Genomic DNA, 18,709 nt, shown 5'->3' with positions numbered 1-18,709 from the left:
ATGCGGGCACGCGGAGCACGTCCTTCACCCGGGTTCAGGGCGCGCCGGGCGCGGGGTACGGCCAAGGGCACCCTGGGCGTTGAGCACTTGTCGGGTGAGGGACAATGAAGGCTCTGTCAGGGCGGGTTGCATGAGGGGACGCATGTCGGAGCCGGAGCGGGCGGGGACAACCCGTCAGGACGAGAGCGCACGTCTGCTCGCCGGGCGGTACCGGCTGGGAGATGTGCTCGGCCGCGGCGGCATGGGGACGGTGTGGCGCGCCGAGGACGAAACCCTGGGGCGGACCGTCGCCGTCAAGGAGCTTCGGTTCCCGTCGAGCATCGACGAGGAGGAGAAGCGGCGGCTGATCACACGGACGCTGCGCGAGGCCAAGGCGATCGCGCGGATCCGTAACAACAATGCCGTGACGGTCTTCGACGTGGTCCAGGAGGACGACCGGCCCTGGATCGTGATGGAACTCGTCGAGGGCAAGTCGCTCGCCGAGGCCATCCGGGAGGACGGTCTGCTGGAGCCCCGGCGTGCCGCCGAGGTCGGGCTCGCGGTGCTCGACGTGCTGCGTTCCGCGCACCGCGAGGGCATCCTGCACCGTGATGTGAAGCCGTCGAACGTGCTCATCGCCGAGGACGGCCGGGTCGTGCTCACCGACTTCGGTATCGCCCAGGTCGAGGGCGATCCGTCCATCACGTCGACCGGCATGCTGGTCGGTGCCCCCTCGTACATCTCCCCGGAGCGGGCCCGCGGGCACAAGCCGGGGCCGGCGGCCGACCTGTGGTCGCTCGGCGGGCTGCTCTACGCGGCGGTGGAGGGCACGCCGCCGTACGACAAGGGGTCCGCGATCGCGACGCTCACGGCGGTGATGACCGAGCCGCTCGAGGAGCCCAGGAACGCGGGACCGCTCAGGGACGTCATCTACGGGCTGCTCGCCAAGGACCCGGCCCAGCGGCTCGACGACGCAGGCTCGCGGGCCATGCTGAACGCGGTGATCAACGCGCCCGAGACCAAGGGTGCCCAGTCGGAACCGGCGGACGCGACGAAGGTCGTGCCGCTGCCCGAGCAGCCCGGGGGGCGTGGCAAGGGCAGGCGGGGCGGCGAGGAGGCCGGGGAGAAGCTGCGCGGCGCGATGCGTTCCGTGCGGAAGGCCGCGGTGACGGCGGGGGCGGTCGGTTCCGTGGCTGCGACGCGCGCCAAGTCCGGCAGCGGTGCCGCCGGTTCGACGGCCGGCCAGGCCGCCCCGGCGACGACGGCTCGGGCTGGCACCGGGGCCGGGAGCGGGGTGCGGCCGGGTGGCCCGGCTGCGGCCCATGGGTCCGGTTCGATGCCTGGCCCGGCTTCCGGGCCGGTGTCGAACTCGGCGTCGGGCGCCCGGGATTCGGGGTGGCCCGTGATGACGCCGCCGGACCTGCCGGCGCGGCCCGCACCGAAGGCGTCACTCACCGATGTGGTGCCGCGGCGGACCTTGGTCGTCGTCGCGGTGGTCGTGGTGCTCGCCGTGCTCGGTACCGTGCTCGCCCTGACGCTCGGCGGCGATGACGACGAGGGCGGCGCGGGGGCGAAGGGCGGCGCGGAGCGGACTGCCTCCGGGCAGGCGCCCAGCGCCGACACCAAGAAGGCCGATGGCTCCGAGGCCGGTGAGGACGACGGCACCCGGGCCGACGGTGAGGCAGCCGAACCGGAGGACACGGGCACGGGTGCGGGCTCCGGCGACAGCGACGACGACACAGGGTCGGGCGACAGCGAGTCGGACGACCCGGCCGGGGGGACCGGGGACACCTCGGTGGCGAAGACGCACACCGGGAACCAGGGATACACGATCGGGCTGCCCGAGGGCTGGACGTACCAGTCGACGGACGGTGCCGGTGACCGGTTCACCGGGCCCGACGGGCAGAAGCTGCTCGTCGCCTGGACGTCCACGCCGAAGGGCGACCCGGTGGCCGACTGGGAGAACCAGGAACGCGGCATGGTGCGTTCGCAGTACAAGAGGGTCCGAATAGAAGCGGTGGACTACCGGGGGTGGAACACCGCCGACTGGGAGTTCACCTACGTGGACGGCGGTGCGAAGTACCGGACCATCGACCGGGGGTTCGTCGTGGACGGCCGGGTCGGGTACGCGCTGATGTACACGGCGAAGGCCGACAACTGGGACGGTGAGCAGCGCGAGGAGACCTGGCAGGCGCTGACGCGGTCCTTTGAACCCAAGTCCTGAGCATGAGCGGCCGCCTGATGGGGGAAGTGAGATGTGGCATCCCCTCTCTCCGGGTTGCCTCCGGCACGTATCGTGAGTGTTCGCGGACCGTACGCAGCCGGAACAGGCCGCTGGGCGAGCGGACCTGACCGACCATAATGCCGGGGGAGGCGCAGTGGACGAATACGCGGGGCGGGTTCTCGCCGACCGCTACCGCCTGCCGTTGCCTCCCTCCGACGAGTACGAACTGACCGAGACCCGCGCCTTCGACACCTACAGCGGGCAGGAAGTCCTCGTCAGACAGGTGCCGTTGCCGGAGGTCGTCGAGGCCGAGGTACTCGACGCGGAGGGGCTGCCCGACGGTTTCACGGCGCGGGACGGAAGCGCCCGCCGGGCCGCTGGGCGCACGGCCGACCGCGCGGGCACGCGGCGGCCCACCGACCCCGTGGTACGGCGAGCGGTCGAGGCCGCGCAGGCCGCGGCGGCCATCCCCGACCATCCGCGGCTGGACCAGGTCTTCGACGTGTTCGCGGAGGGAGGTTCCCTCTGGATCGTCAGCGAACTGGTGCCCGCCCGGCCGCTGGCGGCGCTGCTGTCCGAGCGGCCGCTGACCCCGTACCGGGCGGCCGAGGTCGCCGCCGACGTTCTGATGGCCGTGCGGGTACTGCACGGCCACGGCTGGGTGCACCGGAACATCACCACGCGCACGGTGCTGGTCTGCGACGACGGCCGTGTGATGCTGACCGGTCTCGCGGTCGGCGCGGCGGAAGAGGCGCTGTGCGGGTACGACCCGGTGCCTGCCCCGGACACGTTCCTTCCGGAAACCACCTCTCCGGGTACGGCTGCTCCGGGTACGGCTGCTCCGAACCCAGCGGTGCCGGGCGCGGGCTCGGCAGCCGAGGCCCTGGGACCCGTGGCACCCACGGGAACCGGCATTCCGGCACAGGCACCAGGGCGCACTCCGTCGTGGCCGCCCGGCTTCACCGCCGACCCCGACCCTGACCCCGCACGCGGTTCTGGTCCCGCACACGGTCTCGGTACCGGTCCCACCCATGGTCCCGGCGCCGCATCGAATCCTGACGCCGCGCGGCGGGCCGCCATCGAGGCGCGGGCCGGTCGGCTGCCCGGGAGCGGGGCGGCGGACCCGGGCAGCGGGGCCTCCGCCGCGGCGGCCCCGCGGGCCACCGACAGCGCCGGGGACGTAAGGGCTGCCCGCGCGGGGGCGATCGCCGCGTACCGGGCGGGTGCCCGTGCCGCCGCCCGGGTGCAGGAGGCGCAGCGGTTGGGCCGAGCCGCCCTGCCCGGCGCCGATCCCGCCACCGGGGACGGCGCCCCGGCCGTCCTCGCACCGCACACCAATGGTTCGTCGGGCACTCCGGGCGGGAGCGGGACCGGTGCGGTCCCGCCGGGACTGATAGCCGACCCGTACGGGGTGGAGGCCACCGGCTGGCACGGCGCCACGCCCCGCAGCGCTCCCGCCGCAGAACCGGGCACCGACAGCCCGCAGTTGCCTGGTGGCAGTGGCAGTGGCAGTGGCAGCGGGAGCGGGAGCGGGAGCGGGAGCGGGAGTGGCAGGGGCCTCAGCGGGGCCGACGGGCCCGGGCGCCCCGCCCTGCCGCCCGGCGGGTTTGCGCCGGCACCCGCGCTCAGCCCCGTGACCGGCGTGACCGGCCCCGCCGGGGCTGCACCGCCCGGCGGGGCCACCCCGACCGCCCGTTGGGGCGAGTCGGCGGCCCACGCACCCGCGCGCCGTGGCCCCGCCACCGCGTTGGCCGCCGAGCGGGCACGACAGGCGCGGATGGCCGTCATCGGCCCCGTGACGGAGCGGTGGGCACCGGAGCAGGCCGGGCCCGTGCACGAGAACTGGCAGCTGGCCGCGCCCATCGGCCCCGCGACCGACCTGTGGGCGCTGGGCGCGCTGCTGTTCCGGGCCGTACAGGGACACGCGCCCTACCCGGAGGAATCGACGGCCGAGCTGGTGCAGATGGTGTGCGCCGAGCCCGCCGCGTTCGCCGAGGAGTGCGGTCCGCTCAGGCCGGTCGTGGAGTCGCTCCTGCGTCAGGACCCCACCGAGCGGCTCGACTTCGAGGAGCTGCGCGGCTGGCTGCGTTCGCTGGTGCGGTCGGCGCCCGAGCCGGAAGCCGGCGTGCACGTCATAGCTGCACCGCCGGTCGACACCGGCCGGCTGCCGGTCGTGCGTCGCCGGGGCGAGCTGGTGCGCAGGCGCCGCGCCGGACTGCCCGCGCACCACGGACGGCACAAGCGGGCCAAGCAGGAGCCGGGGTCCCCGCGCCGGCTGGGCCGCACCCTGCTCCTGCTGGTGCTGCTCGTCATGGCCGCGGCGATCGCGTACGCCGTGATGTTCATGCCGAAGGCCGGTGAGGGGACCGGGGACGCGGGGGCGGCCGATCGCACCGGCGCGGCCGGGGCGACCGGCGAGGCGTCTCCGTCGCAGGAGGCGGGCGGCGCACCGGGATCCGGCGACTCCTCGGCGGAGCCGGAGGATCCGAAGAGTCCGGAGGGCGGTACCGGGAAGTCCGGCGCGGCCGGCGAGACGCAGACCACCGGCCCCGACGATCCCGCCGTCCCCAAGGGCTTCACCCTGCGCAAGGACCCGGAGGGTTTCCGCGTCGCCGTGGCGGAGGGCTGGCAGCGCACCGGGAAGAACGGCAGCGGTCAGGTTCTTTACTCCAGCGGCGACTTCGAGCTGATCGTCGTACCCGGCCGGGACAGCGCCTCGCAGTACGGAGACGACCCGATGGCCTATCAGCGGGACGACGAGCGCGAGCTCCAGCCGTACCGCGACTCCAGCTGGGCCACCTCCACCGGTCTGAAGACCATCGAGGTGGGCGGACGGACCATGGCGGAGGGCCAGTTCACCTGGACCGGCGACGGGGGCGAACTGTACATCCGCAACCTCGCGGCGCTGATCGACGGCCGGTACCACGTGCTGCAGGTGCGCGGCCCGGAGGGTGAACGTGACGAGGTGACCCGGCTGTTCGAGCGGGCCTCGGCGACCTACCGGCTCACCGGCTGACCCGGCGCCGTACGCCTCAGTGGTCGCCGCCGTCGCGTCTGCCGCCGCGCGTTTCCCGTAGTGGCAACCATCACAGTGCGGTTTCCATGGCCCGCTCGCTGTTCCCAGGCCGGACCCCGTAAATCTAACCTGACGCTGTCAAGACCATTGCGGGGCAAGGTGAATCAGATGCAGGGCCTGCTCGTCGCGGGTCGCTACCGGCTGGGCGATGCCATCGGCAGCGGTGGCATGGGCCGGGTGTGGCGCGCGCATGATGAGGTGCTGCACCGGTCCGTGGCCATCAAGGAGTTGACCGCCGCGCTCTACGTCTCCGACGGGGACCGGGCCATGATGCTGGCGCGTACCCGCGCAGAGGCACGCGCGGCGGCACGGATCAACCACTCCGCGGTCGTCACCGTGCACGACGTGCTGGAGCACGACGGTCGGCCGTGGATCGTCATGGAGCTGGTCGAGGGTCATTCGCTCGCCGACGCCGTCAAGGAGCGGGAGCGCGTCGAGCCCCGTGAGGCGGCCCGCATCGGCCTGTGGGTGCTGCGCGCGCTGCGCGCCGCGCACGCCGCCGGGGTGGTGCACCGCGACGTCAAGCCGGGCAATGTGCTCCTCGGCGACGACGGACGCGTGCTGCTCACCGACTTCGGCATCGCGCAGATCGAGGGCGACACGGCGATCACCCGTACCGGGGAGGTCGTCGGCTCGGTCGACTACCTGGCACCCGAGCGGATCCGCGGCCTGGATCCCGGTCCCGCCTCGGACCTCTGGGCGCTCGGCGCGACGCTGTACACGGCGGTGGAGGGCAGATCGCCGTTCCGTCGCACGTCTCCGCTGACCACCATGCAGGCGGTCGTGGAGGAGGAGGCCGACGAGCCGCCGTACGCCGGCCCGCTCGCGCCCGTCATCAGCGCGCTCCTGCGCAAGGATCCGGCCACGCGGCCCGACGCGGCGGCGGCCGAGCAGATGCTCGCCGAGGCGGCGGAGGGGCGGCGGCCTGCTTCGGCGCAGAGGTACGTGATGACGCAGGCCGACGGCACCCGGATGCCGTCGGCACCGCCGTCGTCGCAGGCGCAGGCGCCGTCGTCATCGCCATCGCAGGCGCATCCGCCGTCGCCGTGGCCGTCGGGATCGACGGCGTACGAGCCAGGGGCGGGTGCCGGTGCCGGCACGGGTGCCGTGCCGCCGTCGTACTTTCCACCGGCGGCCGGCACGGGGACCGGACCCGCGCCCGGCGCGACTGGTACACCCGGCACGACCGATGGGACCTCTGGCCTGCTGGGCGGTGGGGGCCCTGGTGCCACGGCTCTCCAGCCGCCCTCCGGAGGCGTCACCGCCGCCGGGCCGCGGAGGCTCGGGCGCGGGCGTCTGATCGCCCTCGTCGTGATCCTGGCCGCGCTCGCCGGTGGAGGGACCGCGATACTCCTCAGACAAGGGGACGACGGCAAGTCCCAGGACAGCAGCAGCTCGGCGTCGCCCTTCGACAAGCCGATGCCCGCGCCCACGCCCACACCCACACCCGACCAGGCCGGTGCGGGCGACAGCGAGCAGACGGGTGGGCTTCCGGCGGGCTGGGTGCGCCGCGACGATCCGTTCGGCTTCAGCATCGCCCTGCCCGGCGACGACTGGCAGCGGGTCGTCTTCGACGAGGAGACGCGCCAGGTCGACTACACGCCCGACGGCGGCAGGAGCTTCATCCGTATCGCCGCCGACGACTTCCCCGACTTCGACGACCCGTACGAGCACCTGAGCGATCTGGACCAGCAGATAGGGCAGCGGCTGGTCGACTACCGGCAGGTGGGTCTGGAACGCCGCGTCTACCGCGACCGCGAGAGCGCGCGGTTGGAGTACATCTGGACCGCGCTGGCGAAGGACACGGAGTTCCCGGGGCCGTACCAGGCCGTCGACCAGATGTACATCTCCCGTGACGGAGTCGAGTACGCGATCTACATGGCGTCCCCGGCGGAGGACTGGGCCGCGACGAGCAAGCAGTTCGAAACGGTCCTGCAGGGGTGGCGGGAACCCCGCTAGGACAGGCCCCGGCCCCCCGCGGGAAGCCAACTGTCCGGTTCCGCGACGGTGGCGCTTGGCCGGATAGGCCTACCGGAGGGATGACATCCGGTGGGGCATGATGGGCCCATGGTGACCGAGGGGGAGCCCGAAAGCGGGTCCGCACGGCACAACGTCCGTGTCATCGCGGGCCGTTATCGCCTGGAGGCGAGGCTCGGGCGCGGCGGTATGAGCGTGGTGTGGCGGGCGACGGACCAACTGCTCGGGCGGGGTGTCGCCGTCAAGGAGCTTCCCCTGGACGAGGCGCTCTCCGCGACGGAGGCGCGGCGGCAGCGGGACCGCACCCTGCGGGAGGCGCGGGCGCTCGCCCAGTTGAGCCATCCGCACATCATCGTCGTCCACGATGTCGTCGAGGACGACGAACGCCCGTACATCGTGCTGGAGTTGATCGACGGCGGCTCGCTCGCCGACCGTATCGCCGCACAGGGCCCGGTCGACGCGATGGAGGCCGCGCGCATCGGCGTCGACCTGCTCGGCGCACTGCGCGCCGCCCATGCGGCGGGCGTCCTGCACCGCGATCTCAAACCCGCGAACGTGCTGCTCGAGCGCGGCACCGACCGGGTCGTCCTCACCGACTTCGGCATCGCCCAGGTCGCGGGCGCCACCACGCTCACCGAGTCCGGCTCCTTCGTCGGCTCGCCCGAGTACACCGCCCCCGAGCGGATGTCCGGGGCCAGGACCGGACCCGAGTCCGATCTGTGGTCGCTGGGCGCGCTGCTGTGCACGGCGCTCAGCGGCGAGTCGCCGTTCCGCCGGGACTCGATCGGCGGGATCGTGCACGCGGTCGTGGTCGACGAAATACGGCCACCCGCGCAGGCCGGGCCGATTCTGCCCGTCGTACGCGGGCTGCTGGAACGGGACCCCGCCCGGCGGCTGGACGCGGACCGTGCCGAGGGGATGCTGCGGTCCTTCCTCGAGACGGGCCGCACACCGGAGTCCCCGCCGCCCGGATACCTGCCGTCCGGATACCCGGCGCGCGGACGGGGCCGGACTCGTCGGCCGCCTCCGGAGCGGGGAGGGACGGCCGGGTCGGCGCGCACCCCCGGCGGCCTTGCCGTCACCGCCGTGCGCTCGCCGGGGCGGCCCACGAGGAGCGTGCTCGTGGCCGCGCTGGCCGTCGCCGCGCTGGTGGGCGCCGGCGTGTCCGCGGCGGTCCTGCTCCTGGACCGCGACGGTGACGGGAGCGGCGGCGGTGGTGGCGAAGGCGGTACGCCGTCGAGCACCGGGCCGCTGACACCCGCGAGCCGGCCTCCGGAGCCCCGCCCGTCCCGTACGGACGGTCCGTCCCGCACGGACGGTCCGTCCCGCACGGCCGACCCCTCCCGCACGGCGGGCCCGTCCGCTTCTTCCGCATTTCCGGTATCTCCCGCATCTTTCGCCTCTCCGACTTCTCCCGCTTCTCCGGTTCCTTCCGCCGTGGTGCCGCTTTCGAGGTCTGTGACGTCCGGCACGGCCTCGTCCGGCATGTAGCCGCATAAAAGGTAGATAAGCCGCGGACGGAGTCACGGGTCTGTGACCGGACGGCACCCGCTGTGGCTCCGCGAGGGCTTGGCGCGATATGGATGGAGCATGAGCAGCAACGGGGGAGCCCGCCACGGCGCGGCCGACGAGCCAACGAGTTTTGGTCTGCAACCGCCGAATCCGCCCGCGTCCGTGCCGCATCCGGGCAACCCGTACGCGGCACCCACGCAGATGGTTCCGCAGCAGTCCCAGCAGCAGCCGCGCCAGCAGGCGCCGGTCCGGCCGCAGGCGCCGTCGCAGCCGTCGCAGCCGTCCCGCCATGAGTCATCGCCTCCTCGGTCGTCGCAGGACGACCCCGGCGTCGGTCGGCTCATCGCCGGTCGTTACCGGCTGCTTTCCAAGCTCGGGCACGGCGGTATGGGCACGGTGTGGCGGGCGGCGGACGAGACGGTGGACCGCGAGGTTGCCGTCAAGGAGCCCCGCGTCCCGGACCACCTTCCCGAACGCGAACGCGCCAACGCGTTCGAGCGCATGCGCCGCGAGGCCCGTGCCGCCGCCCGGCTCGATCACCCCGCGGTGGTCAACGTCCATGACGTCGCGGTCGTGGACGGGCAGCCGTGGATCGTGATGGAGCTGGTCCAGGGCCGTTCCATGGGCGCGGTACTGCAGGAAGAGGGCACCCTCTCCGCGCGCGAGGCGGCCAGGGTCGGCCTGGAGGTGCTCGGCGCGCTGGAGGCCGCGCACGCGGCCGGCATCCTGCACCGGGATGTGAAACCGGACAACATATTGCTCGGCCGGTACGACCGGGTCGTCCTCACCGACTTCGGCATCGCCCAGATCGAGGGCGAGACCAACCTGACCGACACCGGCGGCTTCGTGGGCTCGCCCGAGTACATCGCGCCCGAGCGGGTACTGGGCCAGCGCCCCGGGCCCGCCTCCGACCTGTGGTCCCTCGGCGTCGTGCTGTACGCGGCCACGGAGGGCGTCTCGCCGTTCCGGCGCAGCAACACGCCCGCGACCCTCCAGTCCGTCCTCAACGCCGCGCCCGCGCCGCCCGCCGCCGCGCAGGGGCCGCTGGCCGAGGTCATCACGGGCCTGCTGCAGAAGGACCCGGCACACCGCCCGAACGCCGCCCGGGTGCGCGCGCTGCTGGACGCCGTCGCGAACCCGCCCGCGCCCCAGCCCACGCAGATCGTTCACGCCCCGGGCCTCGGCGACGGCACCGGTGCCGGTTTTGGCGATGGATCCGGGAACGGATCCGGAGGCAAGGGCATCCGGATCGGCTACAAGACGCTGACCGGACTGGGCGCGGCGGTCGTCGCCGGAGCGGTGGCCGCGTACCTGGTGATCGCGGACCCGTTCGCGGGACCGCTGCCGGACGGCTGGAAGACCCACGAGGAGAAGGACGTCGCGGCGTCCGTGTCGGTCCCGAAGGACTACCAGCGCACCGTGCCCGACCCGGAGAAGTCCATGGGCGGCGACAAGGGGCACTGGGTCAGGTACACGGACTACAGCGGCAGCATCTGGATCGGCCTGACGCTGGCCCGGAAGGCCGAGGACACCAACAACAGCATCGAGGCCTCCGCCGATGCCGAGATGTACGACGACAACAAGGGCTTCAAGGAGAGGGGCAGTTACGACCTCGACATGCCGGAGGGGCCGGTGACGAAGCCGAAGCCGGACCTCACGTACAAGGGGAAGAAGGCCGCGGAGAACACCGTCGTCTACATGACGAACGACAGTCAGAACCCCCGCCCCCGGGAAATGCGGATCTTCTACTACATGACGTCCGACGAGGACATGTACAAGCTCACCATCAGCTACCCGGGCAAGGGTGACTTCACGGAGCGCGGGCGCGAAGTGGCGAAGACAGTGATCGCCAACCTGGACGTCGCCAAGCTCTGAGCCGGTCCGGTCCGGGCTGTGCCACGTCCGGTCCGGGCACCGCGTCGACAACGCGGTGCCTCGCACGGTACTGATGGGGGCATGAGCGACGACGGTGGCGCGACGGACGCCCGGGGGTCGCCTGGTCGGCGGTCGCCACCGACTGATCGAGCGGCTCGGCTCCGGCGACTCCGGCGACGTCGGCTCCCGTGGCATCGTGCAGGTCCGCCTCACCCAGGGGGACCGCGCCCCCCGGTCCCCGATGGCACAGGCGCAGCCCGAGCACGTGGACTGGGGAACGTACGACAGGGAGGTGCGTACGCAGTGCACCCGCACCAGCTTCCAGGGTCACGAAGCCGTCCTCGCCGACACGACCGGCGGCCCGGGGGAGCCTCCCAGCCGGCTCGTGCAGCTGCTGATCCGCACCGACGACGGCCGTATGTGCGAAATGCGCGAACTCAGTGTCCACATGCCCAAGGGCGGACCCGGGGAGAAGCACGGGACGGCGGTGTTCAAGAGCGCCCGCGACCGGCTCGAGATCGGGGCGGTCCGGTCGTCAACGCCCTGATCAGCGGGTTTGCTGCCAGCGTTCACTGGCGTGGTGCGTGAGCAGTCCGTGAATCCGTTACCGGCGGGTACACAAAGCGTTCGCGCGGGCATACCCTGCGGCTCATGACGGACGCGCAGACCCGGCACACGACCGGTACCAATCCTCTCGCCCCCACCCCGGCGGGCGCCCGGACCGCGGTCGACGTGGTCACGCCCGAACTGGTCGCCCAGCTCACCAGGGGCGTCGTCGGGGCCGGACGGACCGCCAACCACACACCGTTCACCGGCGAGAAGCTGGCCGACCTCCCCGAGTCGACCCCCGAGGACGTGCAGCGGGCCTTCGAGGCGGCCCGCGCCGCCCAGGCCGTGTGGGAGCGGACCCCGGTACGTCAGCGGGCCGCTGTGCTGCTCCGCTTCCACGACCTGATCCTGGAACGCCAGGCCGAGGTGCTCGACCTGATCCAGCTGGAGACCGGCAAGGCCCGCCTGCACGCCCACGAGGAGGTCCAGGGCGTCGCCATCGAAGCCCGTCACTACGGCCGCCGGGCCGCCGCGTACCTCCGGCCCAAGCGGCACGCGGGCGCCATGCCGGCCCTCACGAAGGTCACCGAACGGCGTCACCCGCGCGGCGTCGTCGGCCAGATCGCTCCCTGGAACTACCCGCTCGAACTCTCCGTCGGCGACGCGCTCCCGGCCTTCGTGGCGGGCAACGCGGTCGTGATGAAGCCCGACACGGAGACCTGCCTCACCGCCCTGTGGGCCCGTGACCTGCTGATCGAGGCCGGACTGCCCGCCGACCTCTTCCAGGTCGTCCTCGGAGAGGGGCCGGTGGTCGGTCCGGAGGTCGTCAAGCGCGCCGACTACGTCTCCTTCACCGGCTCCACCCGCACCGGCCGCGAGGTCGCCCGGCTCGCCGCCTCCCGGCTCGTCGGCGTCTCCCTCGAACTGGGAGGGAAGAACGCCATGCTGGTCCTGGAGGACGCCGACCTGGACAAGGCGGCCGCGGGTGCCGTCCGGGCCTGCTTCTCCTCCGCGGGCCAGCTCTGCATCTCCATCGAGCGGCTGTACGTCCATGAGTCGGTCACCGATGCCTTCCTGGAGCGCTTCGCCGCCCGGACCCGGGCGATCCGCCTCGGCACCTCCCTGGCCTACGGCGCCGACATGGGCTCCCTGGTCGGCGAACGCCAGCTGGACGCGGTCACCCGGCACGTGGACGACGCCGTCGCCAAGGGTGCCAAGGTGATCGCGGGCGGCACGGCCCGCCCGGACATCGGCCCGTACTTCTACGAGCCGACCATCCTCGACGGCGTCGAGGAGTCCATGAGCGTCTGCGCGGAAGAGACCTTCGGTCCGGTCGTCTCCGTCTACCGCTTCGGGTCCGACGACGAGGCCGTCGAACGCGCCAACGCCACCCCGTACGGCCTGAACTCCTCGGTCTGGACGAAGGACGCCCGGCGTGGACGTGAGGTGGCCGCCCGGCTGCGTACCGGCACGGTCAACATCAACGAGGGATATGCGCCCGCCTACGGCAGCGTCCAGTCGCCGATGGGCGGAATGAAGGACTCCGGCCTCGGCCGCCGGCACGGCTCCGAGGGCATTCTCAAGTTCACGGAGGCCCAGACCGTCGCCCACCAGCGGCTGCTGCCCCTCGAGCCCCCCCTCGGCATGGACGACGAGCAGTACGCGACGTTCATCAGCCGGAGCCTGCGCCTGATGAAGGCATTCCGCTTCCGTTAGCCGGCTCGGCGCCGCGGACAACCGCGGACGACCGCAGACAGCCGTGCACAGCCGGCAGCAGCCGACAGAGCCCAGCCCAGCGGGCGGCCCCGCCCCGCCGCTTTCGACGAGGAGAGCACGTGTCACAGGAGAACTCCGTCCCGGAACAGGACGAAGACGGTCACGGTGTCGAGCCCGTCACCGGTCACGGCACCGGTCCCGGCACCGGGCCGGTCACCGGGCTCGACACCGGGCCCATGCCCGATACCGGTGCCGGCCCCGCGTACGACTACGACGTCCTCGTCGTCGGCTCGGGCTTCGGCGGCTCGGTCACGGCCCTGCGCCTGACCGAGAAGGGATATCGCGTCGGCGTCCTGGAAGCGGGCCGCCGCTTCACCCGCGCGTCCCTCCCGAGGAACTCCTGGGACCTGAAGAACTACCTGTGGGCCCCCAGGCTCGGTATGTACGGCATCCAGCGCATCCACCTCCTCGGCAGCGTCATGGTCCTGGCCGGCGCGGGTGTCGGCGGCGGCTCCCTCAACTACGCCAACACCCTCTACGTACCGCCCAAGCCCTTCTTCGACGACCCGCAGTGGCGCGACATCACCGACTGGCAGGAGGAGCTGAAGCCGTACTACGACCAGGCCCAGCGCATGCTGGGCGTACGGCTCAACCCGACGACGACCACGACCGACGTGCATCTGAAGGCGGCGGCCGAGCGGATGGGCGTGGGCGACACCTTCCACATGGCTCCGGTCGGCGTCTTCTTCGGCGACGGCGAGGACGCCGACGGGAAGGCGGAGGCGAAGCCGGGACAGGAGGTGTCCGACCCGTACTTCGGCGGGGCGGGGCCGTCGCGCCGGGCCTGTGCCGAGTGCGGCGAGTGCATGACGGGCTGCCGGCACGGTGCGAAGAACACCCTCAACGAGAACTACCTGCACCTCGCCGAGAAGGCCGGCGCGGTCGTCCACCCCATGACGACGGCCGTGTCGGTGACGGAGGACTCACAGGGCGGATTCGCCGTCGCCACGCTCCCCACCGACAACCGCCGCAAGGGCAGCGGCCGGACCTTCCGGGCTCGCCGGGTCGTGCTGGCCGCCGGCACCTACGGCACCCAGACGCTGCTGCACCGCATGAAGGCGAACGGACAGCTGCCCCACCTCTCGGACAGGCTGGGCGAACTGACCCGCACCAACTCCGAGGCGCTCGTCGGCGCGCACACCGACAACCGCCACTATCGCAAGGTGGCGGCCTCGCCCAAGGCCGACTTCACTCGTGGCGTGGCCATCACGTCGTCCATCCACCCCGACGAGAACACCCACATCGAGCCGGTCCGTTACGGTCACGGCTCCAACTCGATGGGCGCCCTCTCGATCCTCCAGGTCCCGTACGCGGGCCGCGACTCGGGGCCGGCCAGGGTTTTGGGTTGGCTGGGCAACGCGGTGAAACACCCCTGGGCGATGGTGCGTTCGCTCTCCAACCGGCGCTGGTCGGAACGGACCATCATCGTTCTGGTGATGCAGTCGCTGGACAACTCCCTGACGACGTACCTGAAGCCGTCCGGTCCGGGGCGCGGGCTGCTCACCGCCCGCCAGGGCCATGGTGCCGCCAACCCCAAGCAGATCAAGGCGGCCACGGAGGGCGCGTCCGCCCTGGCCACCGAGATCAACGGGTTCGCCGGCTCCAACATCGGCGAGCTGACGGGCATGCCGATGACGGCCCATTTCCTGGGCGGCTGCGCCATCGGCGCCACGCCGGAGACCGGCGTGATCGACCCGTACCACCGGCTCTACGGCCACCCCGGCATCTCGGTCGTGGACGGAGCGGCGGTCTCCGCGAACCTGGGGGTGAACCCGTCCCTGACGATCACCGCACAGGCGGAGCGGGCGATGTCGTACTGGCCCAACAAGGGCGAGCCCGACCGGCGGCCGGAGCAGGGCGCGGCATACGAGCGGCTCCAGCCGGTCGAGCCGAAGTCCCCGGCGGTCCCGGCGGACGCCTTCGGCGCCCTGAAACTGCCGTTCCTGGGGATGCCGGCGATGCCGCCGAAGAAGTAGCCGCGGCAGCCGGGCGAGCCGCGGCAGCCGGGCGAGCCGGGCGAGCCGGGCGAGCCGGGAAAAGGATAGAGGACCTGCGCCCCCCTCCGAGCGCAGGTCCTCTTTCCCTTGTCTGCGGCGTGCTTACGCCACCGCACCGTCCTTGCGACGACGCACCACGAACACCGCACCCGCACCGGCCACGACGGCGGCACCGCCGAGGAGTCCGATCATCGGAAGCGCGGAGCTGGAGCCGGTCTCGGCGAGGCTGCCCGTGGCCTCGACCGTCTTGACCTGGCTGATCGGCTTCGTACCACCGGTCTGCGGCTTGGCGTCCGACGGCTTGCCCGGCTCGGCACCGGCGGCCAGGATGTCGAAGAAGTAGATCCAGCCGTTCGGGTCGTTGGCGATCCAGCAGCCACCCTCGTCCGAGTACTGGGCGAAGCCACCTGTCACACCGAGCGAGTCGGGCACGTCGCCGCTGACCCGCAGCCGCAGCTCGTACGAGGTCGACTTGTGGGCGCCCAGCGAGAACGAGGTGAACGTGCCGCCCTCACCGGCGGCCCCGGCGACCTCGCGCCAGGTGCCGCTGGACTTGTCGAGGACCTGCACACTGATCTCGCCGGAGTAGTCCTCAATGTCCTCCCAACCGATGGCCGCCACACCGATCAGCGGAGCGATGTCCTTGATGTCACGGTCGCCGGTGTTGGAGACGTTGAACCGGAAGTTGGTCCAGCCGCTGCCCGCGACGATCGTCTCGGGCAGGCCCGACAGGCCGCTCGTCAGGTCATCGCTCAGCTCGACGACCTCGTTGCCGTCCTCGTCGACGCACAGCTGGGCGTCGTTCCCGGGAGCGCTCTCGCTCGGGCTCGGGCTCGGGCTCGGCGAGGTGGCGGGACTGCTCTCCTCCGGGGAGGGGTTGCTCTGCTCGTCGTCCGTCGCGGGGTCGTCGGCGGCGGGGCTGCTCTCCTCGCCGTTCCCCGGGGTGGTCTCCTCCGGGGAGGGGTTGCTCTGCTCGTCGTCCGTCGCGGGGTCGTCGGCGGCGGGGCTGCTCTCCTCGCCGTTCCCCGGGGTGGTCTCCTCCGGGGAGGGGTCCTTCTTGTCGGTGGAGGAGTTGCTCCCGTCCACGGAGGAAATGCTGGTCGAGGTGCTCGGCTGCTCGCTCGTCGCGAACGCGACGGGAGCGGAGAGCAGGGCGAGCGGGGATATGACAGCCGTCGCGGCCGCGGTGACCATGGCACGGCGGAGCTTCATGAAGACCTCGGGAAGTCGGGTGTACCGCCGGTTGCGGTACGCGTCGGGTGGAGGCCTCCGCGGTGGGGCGCGGGAGTGGCCCGTGGTTCCAGTAATTTGATCTACGAACCCTGTAAATGGTTGTCCCGGTCCTGACATGTTTTTCATGTGAGGTGGATCACTCCGGGAGGATGATCCGTTTCGGCGTACGCTCACCCTTCGATTTCCCTCGGCCGGATCCGGTCCCCCTGACAGGAAGCGCGTCGCCCAGTGTCCGAGCAGTCCTCTTCAGGCCGAGACCAGAACTCCTCCCCCCTCCCCGACGACGTGTGGGAGAAGTTCGTCGAGGACAGTGAGCGCGGCATTCGCGCCTCCGCTCCGAAGGAGCCGTCCGCGCGGGCGCGCATGGTGACCGAGCGGCTGCGGGCCATGGACGAGGCGCAGGCCGCGGCAAACGGCGCCGGCAAGAAGCGCCGTCGGGGCCGGAGCAGGCCCGCCGCCGCGCCCGCACTGCCCGAGGGGTGGCGCACCGGTCCTGCGTGGCGGGACATGGACGGCCGCGCGAAGCGCCGGCGCAACGTCTGGAGTGCCGTCGGCGTGCTCCTGGCCGCAGCCGTGGCCGTTGCCGCCGTCAGCCCGTCCGGCGCGCTGTCCTGGCTGCCCGGCGGTCTCGGCGAAGGGTCCGGTACTTCGGACGGCGCGAACGGGGCGAGCGCGGACTCCGTCGTACCGCTGGCCCCCGAAACCGCCCGCCCCAGCGGTGCCCCCTCCGCCGCCCCGGCCGATGTGCCCACCCGTGACCGGCCGTTCGCCGGCTCGCCCGCCGCGCGGTGGGAGGCGGGAGCGGACGCCATCCAGCTGCCGAAGGTGGAGGCGAAGGGGGCGAAGGCGACCGTCAACGGCGTCCCCGTCGCCGATGTCGAGGCGGCGCTGGAAGGGACGAAGGACTTCCTGGTCGCCTCGAACCTCGACCGCGCGGTGCTCATGGGGGCCGAGCCGAAGAAGGCCCTGGCCCTCATCGACCCGCTGGCGAAGGAGTACCTCTCCGAGCTGCGCGCCGGACTGCGCAAGCCCACCGAGCAGAACGACCCGACGTGGACGTTCTCCCGGTTCGACCCCGACGAGGTCGAACTGGTGGGCGATGTGAGAGTCCGTGGCCGCCTGACGTTCGAACCCCTGCGGGAAACCGCCGGGAAGGTCGTGGTCAAGGCCGACTACACCTTCGTGTACGCGGTGGCCCCGGCCGGCGGCGGCGACGAGGTGACCCGGTCGATCGTGCGCCGGGTGATCGAGGTGGACGCGGCGGATCCCGCCAGGTTCCGGGCGACCGGCGGTCACATCTGGCCCCTCGCCGTCGGGAGCGAGATCTCCAACGACGATTGCCGGTACGGCGACGGAGTGATCCGTCCGAAGTTCTTCGCCGACCGGTTCGACGGCTCGACACCGACGGGGGAGGCGCGCGACCCGTACGACCGGAGCCGGGATCTGCCCGACCTCGACCAGGGCTGCGCCGTCATGTCCCGCACCTGACGCGAACCTCGTTGCATGGTGCGCCCGTCCCCGGGGCTGGGCCGTACGGCACTGTGGTCGTACGGCACTGGTCGTACGGCATGGGGGAAGGGTCCCGCCGGGCGGAGTCGCGGGGCTCTTCCTGTGTCAGCACCGGCCTCAGGGCAGCACCGGTGCCGGAGCGGCGCCAGGGGGTGGCGCCGCTGGTCTCCCGAACGGTCATGGGCGGGGACGGGCCTGGGTACCGATCGCCTGCCGCCCGCCGCCCGCCGCCTGCGGTCTCGTGCCTGCGCGCTTCGGGCCTGGTGTGGTTCTGCCGCCCGTTGTGGTTCCGGCTGGACCGGGACATGTCCCGTCGGCCGGCTCCGGGCGTCCCCGGGGCCGGCCGTTCTCCTGGGTGACCGGACTGCTGTCCCTGCCGTCCGGTCACTCGTCCGGAGCGAGGTCCCACGACGCACGGCACGATCCGCACATCTCATCGCTCCGGCGAGCCACGCGTGGTTCTGTCGGGCCCGCCCCTGGCTGACACGGACACCGGTATCAACGGTGCGATCCCGGTTCCGGTCACGCACTGTACGGGTGAGAAAGGATGCGTACGTCTGTACCCGGAACGGGGTCCGGCACCGGTGGCCGGACCGGCGGACGGACCGGGTGGTCCGTCGGCTCGGATTCAGATCTTGCCGCGGCAGAGCTCCAGCAGAGTCATCGCGAGCGCGGTGCCCGGCTTGCCCAGGGCGTCCCTGTAGTGGCCGAGGATCTCCATCTCGCGGGAGAGGTTCACGCGTCGGCCGCCGGAGGCGATCCGTTCCTGCTGGATGACGGCCGACACGGCCATCCGCTCCTGGACCAGTCCGATGATCCGATCGTCGAGCGCGTCGATCCGCTCGCGCGCGCCGGTGATCACGTCGGCGGCTTCGGCGGCGCGGGCGCCGGACTTCTCAGTGCTCGTGGCTTCGGTGGTGGTGGTCATGTCGGGGGCTCCTCGTCGGACGGTGCGGAGTACCCCGGGGTGACACGGTCCGAAAACGCCAGGCGCCCCGGACC

The 18,709-nt window shown here is 72.3% G+C and carries 11 protein-coding genes; 9 read left to right on the top strand and 2 right to left on the bottom strand.

Going from position 1 to position 18,709, the window contains the following annotated elements:
- Positions 1–142: 142 nt before the first annotated feature.
- The 8 genes from ACFP2V_RS14765 to ACFP2V_RS14730 all read left to right on the top strand — a co-directional run bounded on the left by ACFP2V_RS14765 (position 143) and on the right by ACFP2V_RS14730 (position 14,944).
- Complete coding sequence (locus ACFP2V_RS14765; RefSeq protein WP_381211235.1) at positions 143–2,203, top strand: serine/threonine-protein kinase; 2,061 nt, start codon at positions 143–145, stop codon at positions 2,201–2,203.
- Between the two features lie 154 nt (positions 2,204–2,357).
- Positions 2,358–5,219 carry a protein kinase gene (locus ACFP2V_RS14760; RefSeq protein ID WP_381211232.1) on the top strand — a complete coding sequence of 954 codons (2,862 nt, stop codon included), beginning with the start codon at positions 2,358–2,360 and terminating at the stop codon, positions 5,217–5,219.
- A 168-nt stretch (positions 5,220–5,387) separates the two neighbouring features.
- Positions 5,388–7,238, top strand: a complete 1,851-nt coding sequence (locus ACFP2V_RS14755) for a serine/threonine-protein kinase (protein ID WP_381211229.1) — start codon at positions 5,388–5,390, stop codon at positions 7,236–7,238.
- Between the two features lie 108 nt (positions 7,239–7,346).
- Positions 7,347–8,747: a serine/threonine-protein kinase gene (locus ACFP2V_RS14750; RefSeq protein WP_381211226.1), complete on the top strand. Its 1,401-nt coding sequence runs from the start codon at positions 7,347–7,349 to the stop codon at positions 8,745–8,747.
- Positions 8,748–8,846: 99 nt separating this feature from the next.
- The gene (locus ACFP2V_RS14745) at positions 8,847–10,643 is read left to right on the top strand and encodes a serine/threonine-protein kinase (protein WP_381211223.1); all 1,797 of its coding nucleotides are present in this window, start codon (positions 8,847–8,849) and stop codon (positions 10,641–10,643) included.
- Positions 10,644–10,737: 94 nt separating this feature from the next.
- Positions 10,738–11,190 (top strand): hypothetical protein, encoded by a 453-nt coding sequence (locus ACFP2V_RS14740; protein ID WP_381211220.1) that lies wholly within the window; start codon positions 10,738–10,740, stop codon positions 11,188–11,190.
- A 104-nt stretch (positions 11,191–11,294) separates the two neighbouring features.
- Positions 11,295–12,908 (top strand): succinic semialdehyde dehydrogenase, encoded by a 1,614-nt coding sequence (locus ACFP2V_RS14735; RefSeq protein ID WP_381211217.1) that lies wholly within the window; start codon positions 11,295–11,297, stop codon positions 12,906–12,908.
- A gap of 236 nt (positions 12,909–13,144) precedes the next feature.
- Entirely contained in the window at positions 13,145–14,944 is a 1,800-nt protein-coding gene (locus ACFP2V_RS14730) for a GMC oxidoreductase (RefSeq protein ID WP_381211477.1), read from the top strand.
- Between the two features lie 123 nt (positions 14,945–15,067).
- Here the strand turns inward: ACFP2V_RS14730 and ACFP2V_RS14725 are convergent, their stop codons facing one another.
- The gene (locus tag ACFP2V_RS14725; RefSeq protein ID WP_381211214.1) at positions 15,068–16,177 is read right to left on the bottom strand and encodes an LAETG motif-containing sortase-dependent surface protein; all 1,110 of its coding nucleotides are present in this window, start codon (positions 16,175–16,177) and stop codon (positions 15,068–15,070) included.
- A 249-nt stretch (positions 16,178–16,426) separates the two neighbouring features.
- On the opposite strand from ACFP2V_RS14725, the gene ACFP2V_RS14720 reads away from it, so the two are divergent.
- Positions 16,427–17,686, top strand: coding sequence for a hypothetical protein (locus ACFP2V_RS14720; RefSeq protein ID WP_381211211.1), 1,260 nt, complete (start codon positions 16,427–16,429; stop codon positions 17,684–17,686).
- Positions 17,687–18,335: 649 nt separating this feature from the next.
- On the opposite strand, the gene ACFP2V_RS14715 is transcribed toward ACFP2V_RS14720, so the two are convergent.
- Entirely contained in the window at positions 18,336–18,635 is a 300-nt protein-coding gene (locus tag ACFP2V_RS14715; protein WP_381211208.1) for a chorismate mutase, read from the bottom strand.
- Positions 18,636–18,709: the final 74 nt, after the last annotated feature.

Origin of the sequence: Streptomyces incanus, from assembly GCF_042656345.1 — a bacterium.
GTDB lineage: Bacteria > Actinomycetota > Actinomycetes > Streptomycetales > Streptomycetaceae > Streptomyces > Streptomyces incanus.
This window is presented reverse-complemented; position numbering and strand designations above follow the sequence as displayed.

Coding starts and splice junctions, on each gene's coding strand:
- ACFP2V_RS14765 (WP_381211235.1), top strand. CDS start 143: ATGTCGGAGCCGGAGCGGGCGGGGACAACCCGTCAGGACGAGAGCGCA.
- ACFP2V_RS14750 (WP_381211226.1), top strand. CDS start 7,347: ATGGTGACCGAGGGGGAGCCCGAAAGCGGGTCCGCACGGCACAACGTC.
- ACFP2V_RS14755 (WP_381211229.1), top strand. CDS start 5,388: ATGCAGGGCCTGCTCGTCGCGGGTCGCTACCGGCTGGGCGATGCCATC.
- ACFP2V_RS14715 (WP_381211208.1), bottom strand. CDS start 18,635: ATGACCACCACCACCGAAGCCACGAGCACTGAGAAGTCCGGCGCCCGC.
- ACFP2V_RS14735 (WP_381211217.1), top strand. CDS start 11,295: ATGACGGACGCGCAGACCCGGCACACGACCGGTACCAATCCTCTCGCC.
- ACFP2V_RS14725 (WP_381211214.1), bottom strand. CDS start 16,177: ATGAAGCTCCGCCGTGCCATGGTCACCGCGGCCGCGACGGCTGTCATA.
- ACFP2V_RS14745 (WP_381211223.1), top strand. CDS start 8,847: ATGAGCAGCAACGGGGGAGCCCGCCACGGCGCGGCCGACGAGCCAACG.
- ACFP2V_RS14730 (WP_381211477.1), top strand. CDS start 13,145: ATGCCCGATACCGGTGCCGGCCCCGCGTACGACTACGACGTCCTCGTC.